General features: G+C 70.4%; 19 protein-coding genes. 14 read left to right on the forward strand and 5 right to left on the reverse strand.

What is annotated here, in order from left to right:
- Window positions 1-22: 22 nt before the first annotated feature.
- The 3 genes from AY578_RS19015 to AY578_RS19025 are packed head-to-tail and all read left to right on the forward strand — an operon-like array spanning window position 23 to window position 1,843.
- Entirely contained in the window at window positions 23-619 is a 597-nt protein-coding gene (locus AY578_RS19015) for a hypothetical protein (protein ID WP_136238141.1), read from the forward strand.
- On the forward strand, window positions 600-1,268 hold the full coding sequence (locus AY578_RS19020; protein WP_136238142.1) for a hypothetical protein: 669 nt from the start codon (window positions 600-602) through the stop codon (window positions 1,266-1,268). Before AY578_RS19015 ends, AY578_RS19020 begins: the two co-directional genes overlap by 20 nt.
- Window positions 1,265-1,843 (forward strand): hypothetical protein, encoded by a 579-nt coding sequence (locus AY578_RS19025; RefSeq protein ID WP_136238143.1) that lies wholly within the window; start codon window positions 1,265-1,267, stop codon window positions 1,841-1,843. Before AY578_RS19020 ends, AY578_RS19025 begins: the two co-directional genes overlap by 4 nt.
- 69 nt (window positions 1,844-1,912) lie before the next feature.
- Here the strand turns inward: AY578_RS19025 and AY578_RS19030 are convergent, their stop codons facing one another.
- The 4 genes from AY578_RS19030 to AY578_RS19045 all read right to left on the reverse strand — a co-directional run bounded on the left by AY578_RS19030 (window position 1,913) and on the right by AY578_RS19045 (window position 5,445).
- Window positions 1,913-2,989, reverse strand: coding sequence for a hypothetical protein (locus AY578_RS19030; RefSeq protein ID WP_370879029.1), 1,077 nt, complete (start codon window positions 2,987-2,989; stop codon window positions 1,913-1,915).
- Window positions 2,980-3,648 carry a hypothetical protein gene (locus AY578_RS19035; RefSeq protein ID WP_136238145.1) on the reverse strand — a complete coding sequence of 223 codons (669 nt, stop codon included), beginning with the start codon at window positions 3,646-3,648 and terminating at the stop codon, window positions 2,980-2,982. The genes AY578_RS19030 and AY578_RS19035 overlap by 10 nt, the downstream gene beginning before the upstream one ends.
- Before the next feature lie 118 nt (window positions 3,649-3,766).
- Window positions 3,767-4,819: a hypothetical protein gene (locus AY578_RS19040; RefSeq protein ID WP_370879030.1), complete on the reverse strand. Its 1,053-nt coding sequence runs from the start codon at window positions 4,817-4,819 to the stop codon at window positions 3,767-3,769.
- Complete coding sequence (locus AY578_RS19045; RefSeq protein WP_240801026.1) at window positions 4,807-5,445, reverse strand: hypothetical protein; 639 nt, start codon at window positions 5,443-5,445, stop codon at window positions 4,807-4,809. The genes AY578_RS19040 and AY578_RS19045 overlap by 13 nt, the downstream gene beginning before the upstream one ends.
- Before the next feature lie 543 nt (window positions 5,446-5,988).
- Here AY578_RS19045 and AY578_RS19050 point away from each other — a divergent pair.
- From AY578_RS19050 to AY578_RS19100, 11 genes are all read left to right on the forward strand, one after another.
- Window positions 5,989-6,717, forward strand: coding sequence for a hypothetical protein (locus tag AY578_RS19050; protein ID WP_137209002.1), 729 nt, complete (start codon window positions 5,989-5,991; stop codon window positions 6,715-6,717).
- Between the two features lie 17 nt (window positions 6,718-6,734).
- Window positions 6,735-7,616, forward strand: a complete 882-nt coding sequence (locus AY578_RS19055) for a hypothetical protein (protein WP_019524458.1) — start codon at window positions 6,735-6,737, stop codon at window positions 7,614-7,616.
- Window positions 7,613-8,920, forward strand: a complete 1,308-nt coding sequence (locus tag AY578_RS19060; protein ID WP_019524459.1) for a TadA family conjugal transfer-associated ATPase — start codon at window positions 7,613-7,615, stop codon at window positions 8,918-8,920. The genes AY578_RS19055 and AY578_RS19060 overlap by 4 nt, the downstream gene beginning before the upstream one ends.
- Before the next feature lie 76 nt (window positions 8,921-8,996).
- Complete coding sequence (locus AY578_RS19065; protein ID WP_161231955.1) at window positions 8,997-9,953, forward strand: type II secretion system F family protein; 957 nt, start codon at window positions 8,997-8,999, stop codon at window positions 9,951-9,953.
- A gap of 14 nt (window positions 9,954-9,967) precedes the next feature.
- Window positions 9,968-10,882, forward strand: a complete 915-nt coding sequence (locus AY578_RS19070) for a type II secretion system F family protein (protein ID WP_037778531.1) — start codon at window positions 9,968-9,970, stop codon at window positions 10,880-10,882.
- A gap of 85 nt (window positions 10,883-10,967) precedes the next feature.
- A complete protein-coding gene (locus tag AY578_RS19075; RefSeq protein WP_006133157.1) occupies window positions 10,968-11,219 on the forward strand; it encodes a hypothetical protein in 252 nt (83 codons plus the stop codon).
- Window positions 11,220-11,254: 35 nt separating this feature from the next.
- Window positions 11,255-11,704 carry a TadE family protein gene (locus tag AY578_RS19080; RefSeq protein ID WP_020700098.1) on the forward strand — a complete coding sequence of 150 codons (450 nt, stop codon included), beginning with the start codon at window positions 11,255-11,257 and terminating at the stop codon, window positions 11,702-11,704.
- The gene (locus AY578_RS19085) at window positions 11,704-12,132 is read left to right on the forward strand and encodes a TadE/TadG family type IV pilus assembly protein (RefSeq protein WP_258903151.1); all 429 of its coding nucleotides are present in this window, start codon (window positions 11,704-11,706) and stop codon (window positions 12,130-12,132) included. Before AY578_RS19080 ends, AY578_RS19085 begins: the two co-directional genes overlap by 1 nt.
- Window positions 12,133-12,140: 8 nt before the next feature.
- Window positions 12,141-12,617 (forward strand): pilus assembly protein TadG-related protein, encoded by a 477-nt coding sequence (locus tag AY578_RS19090; RefSeq protein ID WP_258907420.1) that lies wholly within the window; start codon window positions 12,141-12,143, stop codon window positions 12,615-12,617.
- A 103-nt stretch (window positions 12,618-12,720) separates the two neighbouring features.
- Window positions 12,721-13,911 (forward strand): hypothetical protein, encoded by a 1,191-nt coding sequence (locus tag AY578_RS19095; protein ID WP_258903152.1) that lies wholly within the window; start codon window positions 12,721-12,723, stop codon window positions 13,909-13,911.
- 343 nt (window positions 13,912-14,254) lie between these two features.
- On the forward strand, window positions 14,255-14,488 hold the full coding sequence (locus tag AY578_RS19100) for a hypothetical protein (RefSeq protein WP_019524466.1): 234 nt from the start codon (window positions 14,255-14,257) through the stop codon (window positions 14,486-14,488).
- 30 nt (window positions 14,489-14,518) lie between these two features.
- On the opposite strand, the gene AY578_RS19105 is transcribed toward AY578_RS19100, so the two are convergent.
- Window positions 14,519-14,863 carry a hypothetical protein gene (locus AY578_RS19105; RefSeq protein ID WP_026243748.1) on the reverse strand — a complete coding sequence of 115 codons (345 nt, stop codon included), beginning with the start codon at window positions 14,861-14,863 and terminating at the stop codon, window positions 14,519-14,521.
- Between the last annotated feature and the right edge of the window lie 114 nt (window positions 14,864-14,977).

A 14,977-nucleotide genomic window follows, 5' to 3' on the forward strand; every position in this document is an offset into this window, starting at 1 on the left:
CTACGAGTGGAAAGCAGATGCCATGACAGCAAATGAGCAGGAACTGGGACCGAGGCAGTTCATCGGCAGACGCGGCGGGGACATCGTCACGCTGGTCGACGGCTCTGTGATTGCCGGCGTGCCGGAGGCGAAGCAGGCCGCCGAGGAAGCGGGACGAGAGCTTCGGTTCGACTTCCTCGACGACGAGGCGGTGCTCGAAATGCTGCACCGGCGGCATGCCGACGAGGAGGAGATGTTCAATGCGGGCTTGAAACATGGAGCGCCGCTCGCGCTCGTCGGCTTTGGAGCTGTCGTGTACTGGGGCGGCGTCGCCCAGTACTGGGAGACCCCCGCCTCCCGCAACGCCTACCTGGCGGTCGCGGCGGTCGTCCTGCTGACGCAAATCTTTTTCTTCGCACGCAGCGGGATGAGGCAATGGGGCGACCCGGTCCGGCAGAATCTGCGGGCACGCGCGGCGAAGTACCGCCAGATCGCGCACATCGCCCGGCGCGGGGGGGCGGAAATCCCGGCCCACTATCCGCACTACGGGCCCTACCCGTTCGCCGCGACGTTCCGTCCCGAGGTGGACGACCGTGAACAGTCCCGAAGCAAGGGTGCGAATGACCACGGAAACGGCTGAGACGGCGCAGCGCGCGCTCACCGGAGGCGACGGCATAGAGGTCCGCTGGATCATGCCCGAGGGGTTCTTCGAGCTTCCCTTCGATGCGGACGACCTGGACGAGCTGGCGGACCAGCTGGTCGCTCTGGCCAAGCAGGCGCTGCCCGGCGCCGACGAGGAGGTGCAGCTGCAGTACGCCGCGATGTGCGCGGCGCACTACGACGAGTTCATCGAGGCCGGTGTGCAGTACGCGGGCTTCGTCAACACCGAGGTCGACGGCGTCCGTTGCACGGCGACGGTGAACGTCAGCCTCCTTGACCTCGATGAGAGGGCAGGCCGGAACCCGGCCGGTTTCATCGCGAGCACGATGCGGCACCTCGGGCTTGGGCAGGTCGACGAGGTGCAGTTGCCGTGCGGTCCGGCGGTGACGTGCGTAGGCAACCGTGCCTCGAACGTCGACGGCGCCCTGACCCAGTCGGGTCAGGACGAGCCGATCTGGACGTCGTTCATCCAGGTGCAGATCCCGCTGACCAACGGCACCGTCCTGGTGCTGGAGATGGGGACGCCCACGGTCGAGGGGTGGGACGTCTTCTCCGCGATGTTCGCCGGCATCGTGAAGAGTGTCCGTCTCTTCGACGAGTCTGGGGGACCCCTGGTGATGCCGGGGTGAGCGAGTCGTCCGAGAGCGACGCCGCACCCGTGACGTCCGGTGCCCGGGACTACCGGCTGCTCGTTCCGCGGGAGTGGTTCCGCGTCGACCTGACGCAGGACCGCTGGCGTCGTCAGCTGAAGACCTTCGTGGAGAAGCAGGCGGACGGCCGGCAGGTGCCGGCCGAGCTGACGCGGAACGTGTGGGCCACCCTGCGCAACACCGCGGAGGCGGGGCGGGCGCGGGGCGCCATGGAGTTCTACCTCCTGACGCTCTCGCGCAACGGCGGCCTCCCGGCCTCCCTGCTCGTCTCCCTCATGCCGCCGGGCGAGACACCGGCCGACCCCGAGGCGTTCGCGGCGTGGATCGAGGTCCGGGAAGGTGAGGAGGGCGCGTGGCGTGAGGTCGGGGTGGTGGACCTCCCGGCGGGCCGCGCCGTCCGGGTCGTGGGACCCACGTCCCTGGACCTTCATGTGGTCCTGCCGGGCGGGACGGATTACCTCACGCTTTCGTTCTCCGCGCCGGTCGTCGGCATGTCCGGTCCGATGCTGCGCTTGTGCGAGGCCATCGCTGGTTCCCTGCACTGGGTGGTGTGACGGGCCAAAGGCCCGTGACATCCGTGCGGCTCCGCCCGACGCGCGGGCGGAGCCGTGACCGGTGCGCTGTCAGCGGTTGACGGATTGGATCTCCTGGACGGTGACCGCCTGGCCGTTGCCGAAAGTGCCGTCGGGCAGGTCGCCTCCGGCCCCGCCGGTGCCGGTCCACGAGATGTCCCAGGTGATCGTGGCCTGGAGGTTGTACGTGCCGTTGCCCGACGAGCGGAGGTACTTGATGCCGCACGGCGGGGTGCGGTTCGCCTTGCCTCTCGCGTACGGCTCGCCGATTGAACCGTCGTCGTTGATCACGCACTCGCCGGAGGGCGGGTAGGTCACGGCGTCGTCGGTGCCGGGCTCAAGGGTCAAGGACACCGGCCTTGCTGTCGTTGTGGCTTGGAGGTCGAAGCCCGGCACATCGATGGATGCCGTCGCCTGCACCTCGTCGAACACGGCCTTGTCGAGCCATGCCCAGGTCGGGAGGTTGACCTTGGTGGTCTGCTCCGGTGCGAGGGTCACTTCGGTGTCGGGCAGTTGCATGTGCTGGTAGGCCAGGGCCGCGAGGATCTGAGGCGTGATGGCCTCTTCGTACCGGGGCGGCGGTGCTTCGCCGTTGTCCACCCAGAAGGGAAGGTCGTTGCAGGAGCTCCGCTTGAGCACGTCCGGTTCGTTCGGGTTCTCGACACCGGCCCAGAACATGCCCTCGCCGTCCTTGTCGACGTTGTAGTCCTCGTAACCGGGGTTGTCGGACCAGCCGTAACCCGCCTCGTAGTGCCGCTTCAGCTCGGTGAGGGCGGAGCCGGCGGTGCTGCCGATGCCGGGGGTCTTCAACTGGCGCTCGATGTCCTTGGACATCTTCGCCTTGAAGTCCTTGGCTCCCAGATAGGGGGCGTACCAGCAGGGCGGGGGAGTCCAGTTGACGTCCGCGGACGTCACGTTGCCGGAGGCGCCGTTCGGAGCCACGGAGCCGGAGTACGTGATGCGGGCTGCGGCGTAGATGCCGCTGTCGTCGTTGCCGCCCGACTGCTCCATCCCGCCCTCGGTGTTACTGGGGATCTCGCCGGCGTAGGCCGTACCTGTGAGGGTGAGACCCAGAGTCAGGGAGAGGACGACGGCGGCGGAAGCGGCCCATGACCTGGTCACTGGCACTTCGCCGCCTTCCCCTCGACGTACACCTCGGACGCCTGCCAGAGGCCGTCACTGGTGGGCATCTTGACCATGATGATCTTGAAGTAGTCGAAGTCCGACAGGCTCGGTGCACCCCTATGCACCTTTCCGGTCTTCACTTCCTTCGAATAGAACTTGGTCGAGTCGACACAGAAAGCCACCTCGACGGTGTCCCCGGCTGGTGTCGAGCGCGTGGTGGCCTGGTAATGACGGCGGGTGCCGGTGGCCGTCCACCCGCCGTCGAGCCTGGCGTCGATCTGCGTCTGGCCGTACTTCAGTCCCTGCCCCTTGGAGTAGGCCACCAGGGCGGCGTCGTCGGTCGAGCGCTTGTCGATGCCGTGGTAGATGGCCCGGACGTAGTTCGCGGCGTCATCCATTGCTGCCGCCTCATTCTTGTCACCCGGCTTGTCCCAGTCGAAGACCAGGTTCATGTCCGCGGGCAGCGACACGTCGACGCCGTCAGGCTTGTCCTCCTGCGGCGCCCCCGGCTCCGCCGACTTGCTCGGCTGCTCGGACTGCCGGCCGGCGCCGGCGATCTCGTCGCTGTCGGTGGACCCGTCGTCCCCGCCTCCACAAGCCGTGAGCAGCAGGGCCGTCGCGGCGGCGAACGCGGCGGCGGTGGGCAAGGTGCGGCGCTTCACAGTGACTCCCCGTGAGACAGAAGTGCAGTCGAGAGCACAGACGGTATCGGGGCGGTTTCCGGTTTCGCCAGGGCGAAGTGGGCCGAGGGCGCGTTGGACTGGTGTGACGGGGCGGAGGTCAGCGGTTGACGGACTGGATCTCCTGAACGGTGACCGCCTGGTCGTTGCCGAAGGTCCCGTCGGGGAGGTCGCCTCCGGCGCCGCCGGTGCCGGTCCAGGAGATGTCCCAGGTGATCGTGGCCCGCAACGTGAACGTGCCGTCGCCGGAGGAGCGCAGGTACTTCAGCCCGCAGGGCGGAGTCCGGTCCGCCTTGCCGCGGGTGTACGGCTCCCCGATCGAGCCGTCGGTGTTGATCACGCACTCACCCGAGGCGGGGTACGTCTCGGCGTCCGGCGTACCGGGCTCCAGCCTCAGGGAGACGGGCCTGGCCGTGGTGGTCGCCTGGATGTTCAGCCCGCCCACGGCGATCGAGGCGGTCACCGAGGTCTCCTTGAACCTGGTTTTGTCCAGCCACGCCCAGGTCGGCAGATTCACCTTGGTGGCGGCCTCCGGCCTGAGGGTCACCTCGGCCGCCGGCAGACGGACGCGGTTGTAGGCGAGCTCGGCGAGCACCTCGGGAGTGACCGCGTTCTCGACCGGGACGGGGTCGCCGTTCTCGACCCAGAACGGCGCTTTGTCGCAGGCCTGCGCCTCGGGCTCCATCCAGCGGTCCTCGTCACGGACGGCGACCCAGAAGGAGCCCTCGTCCTTCTTGTCGAGGTTGTAGTTCTTGTACGTGCCGTCCTTGTAGTCGTCGCGGAACATGCCGGCCGACTGCTTGGCATAGCTGTGCTGGCCGGGGGTGTTGACCGTCTCCTCGTACATGGACTCGACGTAGTCACGGAACTGCTCCGCCGAGCGGGGTTCGTACCAGCAGGCGGGCGGGGTCCAGTCACCCACGGGCCGCAGGGCGCCGCCGCCGTTGCCGCCGCCTCGGGAGCCGGAGGTGGAGCCGCTGTAGACGACCTTCGACACGAGGCTGGCGCCTTCGCGGGTGCCGCTCGTCTCCGTCTTCTGGCCGTTCGACGCCCCTGGAGTGCCCCACGCGAACGCCGGTCCGGGCAGAAGGGCGAGTATTCCGGCAACCGCCGCTGTGGCCAGTAGGCGACGACGTGCCCTCACTGCACGCACTTCTTGTTCCCCCGCTCCGACTCGAGCTTGGTGGTCTGCCAGACCCCTTCGTCGTTCTTCTCCAGACGCGTGCTGTACAGCACGAAGGAGTCGTCGGTCGCGGGAGTCTTGTCCACCTTGTTCGTCTTGCGGTCCTTGTTGTACGCCTTGCTCTCGTCGGCGCAGTACGAGACGCCCGCCGACTCCTTGTCGAACACGCTGATCTCAGGCGCGAAGTAGCGCACCGACCCGGAGTAGGTGAGTCCGGCGTCCACGATCCCCTTGACCCAGTCCTGACTGCCCGCGAGGGCGGTGCCGGACTGGTAGAAGCTCAGCGCGGGGGACTTGGGGTCCCCCTTCGTGACGGCGTACGTCACCGCCGTCTGCGCCCTCCCCGCGTCCGCCAGGACCGCGTCCTTCGTCGCGTCACCGGTCTTCCAGCCCTCGAACCGCTCCTCCACGTCCTCGGGCAGGGTCATGTCCGGACGCTCGGCAGACACCTCGGGTGCGCCGGAGGAGGGCGACGCCGTGCTCTTGTCGGTGTCGGCCCCCGCGATCTCGTCGCCGGCCTTCGACCCGCCGTCGTCACCACCGCACCCCGTCAGCAACAGAGCCGATGTCGCGGCGAACGCTACAGCGATGGGCAAGGAACGGCGCTTCACAGTGACTCCCCGTGAGACAGAAGTGCAGTCAGGTCGATGACGGTATCCGCGTGGCCTCCGGTTTCGCCACGCCGCCCCGTCGGGTGACCCCGGCCCGACGCACACCCCGTCACCGAACCGGGCGAATCCGCCCATCGCTCCTCGCTGTTCGTGGGCGAATCGTGAGGAGTTGATGCGTGGCGCGTGAGGGGTGGGGCGCTGAAGGTGATTCATCCCGCACCGTTCGCCCGGGGGATACGGTGTCTGGCCGTGAACGACTCCCTGCGACGTGGTCGTTCAACCGTGAAGTTGCTGGTGAGCACCCCTCCGGCCCCCGAGGTGAGCGGGGCCACTTCTGTCTTGAGGGCCGTATGCCCGGCTGATACGGTGCGATGGCTTGACACTCACCTACGCGTTGGGTATCCGCCCCGATCAGGGCGGGTACGTCCGACGCGTCCCGCATGTCCGCGCGCGAGCGGACGCGGGTGAAGTGTCCGGGATTTCAGGGAACTTGGCAGACATCATCTTGGGTGTACGGGGAGCGGCTGCGTGAAGATCCAGGAGCGTACGGGGGCGGGCGCGGGTCGATCTGCGGCTCCGGCCGGGCCGTCGGTCGGTGACCGGCTTCCCACTCCGCCCCGCGAGCGCAAGCCCGCCCTCGCTGCGCTGGCCGTGCTGCTGATCCTGGTGGGCGCCCTCGGCGCCACCATGCTCGTGCTGCAGGCCGGCGACCGCATCGAGGTCGTCAAGATCACCGAGGAGATCCCGGCCGGACAGTCGGTCGACGGCAGCAACACCACGTCGGTGATGGTCGCCGAGGACCCGGGTATCCACTACGTCCAGTGGTCCCAGCTCGACGCCCTGAAGAAGCTGAAGGCCGTCACCACCATCCCCGCCGGCGTGGTCGCCGTCGGTGAGATGTTCGGCTCGGAGGCCAAGGTGCCCGAGGGTAAGGCCCTGGTAGGTGTGTCCCTGAAGGAGGGGCAGTACCCGGCCGGGCTCAAGAACGGTGTCACCGTGGCCGCGTACCGCGTCGGCGGCACCTCGCGGTCCGGGTCGGGTGACGACGGCGACGGTGGCTCGGCCGGCTCCGGGGGCGGCAACTCCGTCATCGTTGAGAAGGCCCTCGTCAACTACGTCCAGGAAAAGGGCGGCGACGAGCTCGTCAGCAGCAGCAACCTCCCTGTCACGCTCCTCGTCGACGAGGCACAGGCCACGGCGCTCACCCAGGCCGCCTCCAACGGCGAGGTGGCGCTCGTCCTCGTCCCTGGCAACTAGAAGGCGGCACCCGACCCATGGCCCTCATCGCCCTCGCCGCCGACAAGGGTTCCCCCGGCGTCACCACCGCGGCCGTCGCCCTCGCGGCGGTCTGGCCGCGCCGCGTGCTGCTCGCCGAGACCGACCCGGCGGGCGGTGACCTCGTGTACCGCAGCGCCGCCGCGCACGGCGGCCCGCTCAACCCCAACACCGGCATGCTGTCCATCGCCGCCACCGCGCGGCGCGGTCTCGTGCCCGACCAACTCTGGGATCACGTCCAGCCGTTGAGCGGCGGACTCGAAGTGCTCGTCGGGCTCGGCATCGCCGAGCAGGCCGCCGGTCTGGCCGGGCTGTGGCCCACCCTCGGGCACGCCTTCGCCTCCCTCGCCGACTCGCCCAACGCGCCCGCCGACGTCATCGCCGACTGCGGCCGCATCAGCGGCGACACCCCGGCCGTCGAGCTGTTCCCGCACGCCTCCCTCGTCCTGCTCGTCTCGCGCACCGAGCCCGAGGCGCTGGCCCGGGTGCGGGACCGGGCGGCCGCGCTGGCCGGCAAGCTGCACGGCGGGTCGCGCGGCGCCGCCACCCTGAACAGCCCCGTCATCGGCGTCGTCCTCGTCGCCGACCCGGGCAACGCGGCCAAGCTGGCGGGCCAGGTCAACGACATGCTCGTGCACGCCCAGACCGGCGCCCGCGTGGTCGGCACCCTCGCCGACGACCCGGCCGGCGCCGAGCAGCTCGCCGGGCGCCGCCGCGGCCGGCTGGACAAGTCGCTGCTGATCCGCTCGGCCCGCAAGGTCACCGCCGACGTGTACCAGCAGTACGGCGCCGCGTGGGCCGCGCAGGCCCAGGCCGCCCAGCAGGCGCACGCCGCCCAGCACGCCGCCCCGCCGCCGCAGGGTCACGGAGCCGGGCGATGACCGCTGTCGACCACTCGCTGGTCAAGCGGTTCCGCCAGGAGGCCGGTGACCGGATCGCGGAGCAGCGCCGCCTCGACCAGGTCAACGGCGTCACGCCGATGTCCACCGAGGACGAGCGGCAGTACGCCCGCGCCGTCATAGCCCAGATACTCGAGGAGTACGCCCGCTCCGAGATCAACGCGGGCCGTACGCCGCTGGACGCGGAGACCGAGGAGCAGTACGCGGCCGCCGTGCACGCGGCCCTCTTCGGGGTGGGCCGCCTCCAGCCGCTGCTCGACGACCCCGAGGTCGAGAACATCGACATCAACGGCTGCGACCAGGTGTTCGTCGGCTATTCCGACGGGCGCGAGGAGCGTGGCGAGCCGGTCGCGGAGACCGACGAGGAGCTCATCGAGCTGATCCAGGTGCTGGGCGCCTACTCCGGTCTGTCGTCCCGGCCCTTCGACTCCGCCAACCCGCAGCTCGACCTGCGGCTTCCGGACGGTTCGCGTCTGTCGGCCGTCATGGACGTGGCCCGCCGGCCCGCGCTGTCCATCCGCCGGGCCCGCATGGGCAAGGTGTTCATCTCCGACCTCGTCGGCAACGGCACCCTCACCCCCGAGCTGGGGCACTTCCTCGCCTGCGCGGTCCGCGCCCGCAAGAACATCATGATCGCGGGCGCCACCAACGCCGGTAAGACCACGCTGCTGCGCGCCCTCGCCAACGAGATCCCGCCGCACGAGCGTCTCATCACCGTCGAGCGCGCGCTGGAGCTCGGCCTCGACACCTTCCCCGATCTGCACCCCAACGTGGTGGCGTTCGAGGAGAGGCTGCCCAACTCCGAGGGCCAGGGCGCCATTTCGATGGCGGAGCTGGTGCGCCGGTCGCTGCGTATGAACCCCTCCCGGGTCATCGTCGGCGAGGTGCTCGGCGACGAGATCGTGACCATGCTGAACGCGATGTCCCAGGGCAACGACGGCTCGCTCTCCACGATCCACGCCAACAGCTCCAGCGAGGTGTTCAACCGCATCTCCACCTACGCCCTCCAGGCCACCGAGCGGCTGCCGATCGAGGCGAGCCAGATGCTCATCGCCGGCGCGGTGAACTTCGTCGTCTTCATCCAGCGGCGCAACGGCTTCCAGAGCGGCGGCCGTCTCCAGCGCATGGTGACCTCCGTGCGCGAGGTCAACGGCGTCGACGGGCGGGTGCTGTCCAGCGAGGTGTTCGCCGAGACGCCCGACGGCCGGGTGATCCCGCACGCCCCCATAGCCTGCCTGGAGGACCTGATGGCCCACGGCTACCGGCCCAGCGGAACGTGGGGGTGAGCCGATGACCACCGACCCGCTGACGACATCGGCACAGGCCACCACCGACCTCGCCGCCCTCGGCTCCGTCGGCACGATGGGCGGACTGTTCTCCACCACCGTGCTCTACGCGCTCGCCTGCGGTGTCGCCGTCGGCGGTGGTCTCGCCCTGCTCCTCGTCGCCGTACGCGGACTGCCCGCGAAGCCCGAGCACGAGAAGCAGAAGGCGAGCGAGCGCGCAGGCGAGCTGATCCGGTTCGCCGGGCGGCGCGGTTCGCTCGCCGCGTTCGTCGGGCTCGCCGTGCTGCTGATGACGCGCTGGGTCGTCGCCGGCGTCGCCTCCGCCGTCCTCGTGTTCTTCTGGGACCGCCTCTTCGGCGGCGCCTCCGAGGAGCGGGCCGCGATGCGCCGCGTGGAGGCCCTCGCCTCCTGGACGGAGTCGCTGCGCGACACCATCGCCGGCGCGGTCGGCCTGGAGCAGGCCATCCCGGCGTCCGCGCGGGCCGCCGCGCCCGTGCTGCGCCCGCACCTCGACGCGCTCGTCGACCGGCTGCGCGCCCGCACCCCGCTGCCCGAGGCGCTCCAGCAACTCGCCGACGAGATCGACGACGCCTCCGCCGACATCATCGTCGCCGCCCTCATCCTCAACGCCCGTCTGCGCGGCCCGGGTCTGCGGCAGGTGCTCGGCGCGCTCGCCAAGTCGGCGCGCGAGGAGGTCGACATGCGGCAGCGCGTCATGGCGCAGCGTGCGTCCACGCGCCGCTCGGTGCAGATCGTGGTCGCCGTGTCGATCGCGTTCGTGCTGGGCCTGTCCATCTTCAACCGCGACTTCGTCGAGCCGTACGGCACGGCCGTCGGCCAGGTCGTCCTCGCCTGCGTGTGCGGGCTGTTCGCGCTGGGCTTCTGGTGGCTGCGCAAGCTCTCCACCATCGAGACGCCCGAACGCTTCCTGGTGCGGGACGACTCCTCGGTGCGGCTGGTGCGTCCGCGCACCCCGGGCGCCGGGCCCGCGCAGGCGTCGCCGTTCCAGCCGGAAGAGGGGGTACGCCGGTGAACGACGGACTGACGATGCCGGTGGTCGTCGGCGCGGTCGTCGGACTGGGCGTCTACGTCCTGGTCCGCGCGCTGATGCCCACCAAGCGCAGCGCCCTCTCCCAGGTCGCCCGGATCGACGCGATGCGGGCCCGCGGCACGGCGTACGAGTCGGCGCGGCCCACGGACCAGGGGTCCTCCGGCCGCTTCGCCTCGCTCCGCGCCCAAGTGGGCGAGAGGGTCGCCGACTTCTACCGGCAGCAGGGCTGGGAGCAGCGGTCCCTGCGCGCCGACCTGGCCGTGCTGGAGCGCAGCTGGGAGAAGTTCCTGGCGACGAAGGTGCTGCTGGCGGTCGCGGGTCTGTTCTTCGGGCCGTTCCTGTTCGCCATCGTGTGGCAGCTCGGCTTCGGCAGCAGCCCGGTCATCCCGGTGTGGCTGGCGCTGCTGTGCGCGGTGCTGTTCTTCGTGCTGCCCGACCTGGAGGTGCGCCGGGACGCCGCGGAGAAGCGGCGCGACCTGCGCCGGGTGATCGGCGCGTACCTGGACCTGGTGTCGATGAGCCTGGCCGGCGGCCGGGGTCTGCCGGAGGCACTGATGGCGGCGGCCGAGGTGTCCGACGGCTGGGCCACGCAGCGCATCCGCAACGCGCTCGCCGACGCCCGGATCACCGGCGTCAGCCAGTGGCAGGCGCTCGGCCAGCTCGGGGAGGAGCTGGGCGTGGAGGAGCTGAAGGACCTGTCCGCCTCGCTGGCCCTCGTCGCGGACGACGGCGCGAAGGTACGGGAGTCCCTCGCCTCGCGCGCCGAGACCATGCGTCACCGCGAACTCGCCGAGATCGAGGGCAGCGCGGGCGAGAAGTCCCAGTCGATGCTCGTGGCGCAGCTGCTGCTGTGCGCGGGGTTCCTGGTGTTCCTGATCTTCCCTGCGGCGATGCGGGTGTTCCAGGTGTGAGATACCGGACCGGTGAGCCGCGAACCGCGGACCGCGCGCCGTACGTCAGAACTTCCGTGAACCGAATTCGAGAGGACAACGCGTCATGAACGGACGTACCTTCCACACCGGCATCCCCGCCGTCGACTTCCTGGTCACCTTCATGCGGGCCCGTGTCGAGCGGGCGCGCTCCGGCGAACTGGACCGTGGCGCCTCCGCGGTCGAGTGGGTCATCATCTCGGCCGTCGTCGTGGCGATCGTCGGTGTCGTGGCCGCGATCATCAACGCCGCGCTCAGCGAGGGCGCCAACAAGGTCGGCGACTGCATCAAGGGCGCGGACGCGGGCAAGACCTGCTGACCGCACGTACCTTCTCGACGTCGACGTCAACGGGGATGCCGGTGCGCGTACGCAGCTGGGTACGCCGACGGGTGGAGGCCGCCTCCGCCCGCGGCGATTCCGGCATGACCGCGATCGAGTTCGTCTTCCTCACGCCCGTCCTGTTCTTCATGATCTTCGCGACGGTGCAGTTCGCGCTGTACTTCTTCGCCGATCATGTCGCCCAGGCGGCGGCGCAGGCGGGCGCCCGCAAGGCGCGGGCCACGGCGGACGCCCAGCCCGGTGGCTGGCGGGGCGAGGCGCGGGACGTGGTGGACAGCTACATCCGGCAGCTGGGACCGCAGCTGGTCGTCGCTCCGGACGTGAAGATGCTCCAGCCGGAGCAGAACACGGTCGGCGTGGAGATCACCGCACGTATCCCGACGGTGTTCCCGGGCCTGGACCTGACGGTGCACGCGCAGTCGGTGGGGCCGGTGGAGCGGTTCGTGCAGGAGGGGGAGAACTGATGCGGCGTTCTCTTCCGTTCGCCGTCCGGCGGGACGTGGACGACCGCGGTCTGTCCACGGTCGAGGTCGTGATCCTCGCCCCCGTCATGATCCTGTTCATCCTCGTCCTGGTGGCCTTCGGGCAACTGGTCGACGGGCGCGGCGCGTTGGACGGCGCGGCGCGGGACGCGGCGCGTGCGGGGTCGATCCAGAAGGACCACGCCACGGCGATGGCCGAGGCGCGCGCGGCGGCGGAGGCCGACCTCGAGGACGTCTGCTCGGGCCCGGTGACCGTCGTCCAGACCAGCCAGGGCTTCGAACCGGACACCCTGTTCAGCGTCCAGGTGAGCTGCGAGGTGCGGGGCCTCGCCATGCTGGGCCTGGACATCCCGACGACGCTCACCGCGAGCTTCAGCTCGCCGCTCGACCCGTTCCGGAGGACGGCGTGAGGGGACGGGTGTCCGAGAACGGCGCGCGCGCACGCGTCCGGACGTGGGTGGCGGACCGTTCCGCCCGGCTGGACGACCGCGGCTCGGGCGCCGGCGCGGTCATCATCTTCGCGCTGGTCTTCCTCTCCCTGGCGGCCTTCGTCATCGACGGCGGCATGTCGATCTCCAAGCGGGAGCGCGCGGCGGACATCGCGGAACAGGCGGCCCGCTACGCCGCCCAGGACATCGACCGCGAGGCCCTCTACGACAACGAGGGCGGCCCCGCCCCCATCAACTTCCAGAACTGCGACGCCCGCGTGAAGGCCTTCGCCCGCGAGATGGACATGTCCGGCGCGGACATCGCCGCGACCCACTGCGTGACGGCGACGGTCGACGCGGTCGAGGTCGAGGTCCAGCTCACGTACTCGCCCGTGTTCACGGGGATGTTCTACGGCGGTGACGTGGTGGTGCGGGGGCAGGCGGTCGCGGAGAACGAGGTCGGCTGAGGCCGTGCCGGGCGACGAGCGCGCTCTCCGGCCTGCCGCGGGGCGCGGTCCCGGGCTCGAACGGTGCCACGGCTCACGGCTGTCCGTGGAGGACGGCGCGCTCGTGCTGCGCGCCCGTGGCCGTATCCGCCGGGTGCCGGTCGGGGACGGCGGTGTCGCCCGCGCGGTGTTCGTCGACGCGGCGGCCGCCGACGCCGGACGCGACGAACCAGGCCGTCCGGGCGCCTGGGGCGAGGTGCGCCTGCAGGACCGGGACGGGGCGCAGGTTGCTCGCATTCCCCTCGGTGACTGGCTGCCTGAGGCGCCCGCGCTTCCGGAGCGTGCCGTGCAGGGGGAGCAACTGCTGGAGCGTACGGGCGTGGCCGGGCTGCTGACGGCCGCGGGCGTGCCGTTGCATGTCGCGCGGGACCGGAACGACCCTCGGGCGGGTTCTGGTAAGGGAGGCGTCTTCCTCGGCCCTGGCCCGGCCTTCCCGCTCTGGTACTGGTGCGTGCGGGGCGTCGCCGGGACGCTGTGGTTCTCCGCGTTCACCGTGGTCGTCTTCTCCGGCAGAGTGCCCGGGTGGCTCGTCCTGCTGCTCGCCCTGACCGCCCTGTGCGGGCCGGTGGCGCGGCTGGCGTTGCGCGCGTGGACCCGGCTGCGGGCGGGGCGCCGGCGGGTGACGGTCCTGGAGCGCGTCGCGCCGAGTCCGGCGCCCGGGAGCGGGGCGACGGTGCGGTTCCTGCGGGAGACCGAGCTGCGGGTGCAGGACCGGGACCTGGTGCTGCGGGATCTGGGGGGCCAGGAGTACTGGTTCGCCCGCTCGGGTCCGCACGCGGTGACGCGGCTGGTGAAGGTGGTCGACGGGACCGGCCGGCCGGTCGGGGCGGAGCTGCGGGGGCCCGGCGAGCAGGTGCGGGCGGTGTTCCCGTGGGAGCTGTGGTTCGGCGGGGCGGACGGCTGGTCGAGGCTGAGTGCCGCCTCCGGACTTACGGTGTCCGAACGCCGGCTCAGCGGCAGGCGGACATGGCCCAGGGGCCCGGTGCTGGGCACGGGGCTGCTGCCCGGCACGGGCCGGGACGCCCGCCGGACGGCACGCTTCCCCGGCACGGCGGCGGGGGTGTCGTCCACCGCCGTCATGGCGTTCGGGTCCCTGTTCTCGGTGATGCAGGGCGTACGGATCGCCGACACGGCGCCGGGCGTCGCGGGCGTGGCGACGGCAGCGGGGGCGCTGGGCCTGGCTCTTCAGGCCGTGCCGTACGTCGTGCACGAAATGCGAGGCCGACTGGTGCTGGACCGTCCGGCCCGATCGTGACCGCGAAGAATCCAGGAAATCGGCACAGGGTTCACGAGTACTTCTCGACGTGATCACGAGGGGCGGCCGACAGCTTCGGCGTGACGTCGGCCAGGTGAATTACCACTGTCCGTCCGTGAAGACCCTGCGACCTTTTCCTGGTGTTCCGGTCACACCTGTGACGTGCGGGGCGTGCGGGGGCGACCGGAGTTCGGACGGCGCTGGTCGGTCGTATCTCCGCGTGATTTGATCGGTGCGTGCTGTTAGTTCGTCGTGGACCGGCGATTTCCATGGTCCGACTTCCGTGACGGAAATCGACGGACATTCCGCGACGCATTGTCCGATACGAAGGGAACGCGCCCCCATGAACCTCGCCCCCCGGGTGGAAACCGCCGAAATCTCCGACACCGAACTGGACCTCGTCTCCGGCGGTCAGGCGGGCGGCGGCGCCGGCCTCGACCTCGGTGCCCACGCGGAGGCGGGCGCCCTCGGCGTGCACGTCGAGGCCGGGAACCTCGCCCTCACCGCCGGCGTGGGCGCCTCGGTGTGCGCGCAGGGCATAGCGGTGGACGGCCACCTGCACGCGTCGCTGTACTGAGCCCGCGACGCGGAACCGGGGCCGGGGAGTTCACTCCTTGGCCCCGTTCCCCTTTTTCGGGCGCTTGTCCTCGACCCGCATCTTCTCGTTCACCTGCTTGGTGAGTTCGTTCTCGAGCTTGTTGAATTCACGGACCACCGCGTCGGACATGTCCGCGAGCGCGTCGAGCTGCTGCGTGATGTCCTCGCGGCCGTCCTCCCAGTTCGACTCGAAGTCGGAGAGGGCGTCGTTGACGCTGCCGTCGCCGATGTCGTCCTTGTACGAGTCGAAAAGCTTCTTCGTGTGATTCATCCGCTTCTTGAGGGACCGCAGGCGGCGCCCGTAGTCCTCCAGATCGGACAACGGAAGCGCGAGATCGCTCTTTCCCTCACCCACGTGAATCCCCCCTCGGTAGCCGGCGGCCGAGCCTCACCTTCAGCAGGGTACGTCGCTCGAGGGTCGGCGGGCTGCGAGCTCGCTTGACATGCAGAGAAAGTTACAGTCGATCTC

The organism is Streptomyces thermocarboxydus (assembly GCF_024760485.1).
GTDB lineage: Bacteria > Actinomycetota > Actinomycetes > Streptomycetales > Streptomycetaceae > Streptomyces > Streptomyces cellulosae.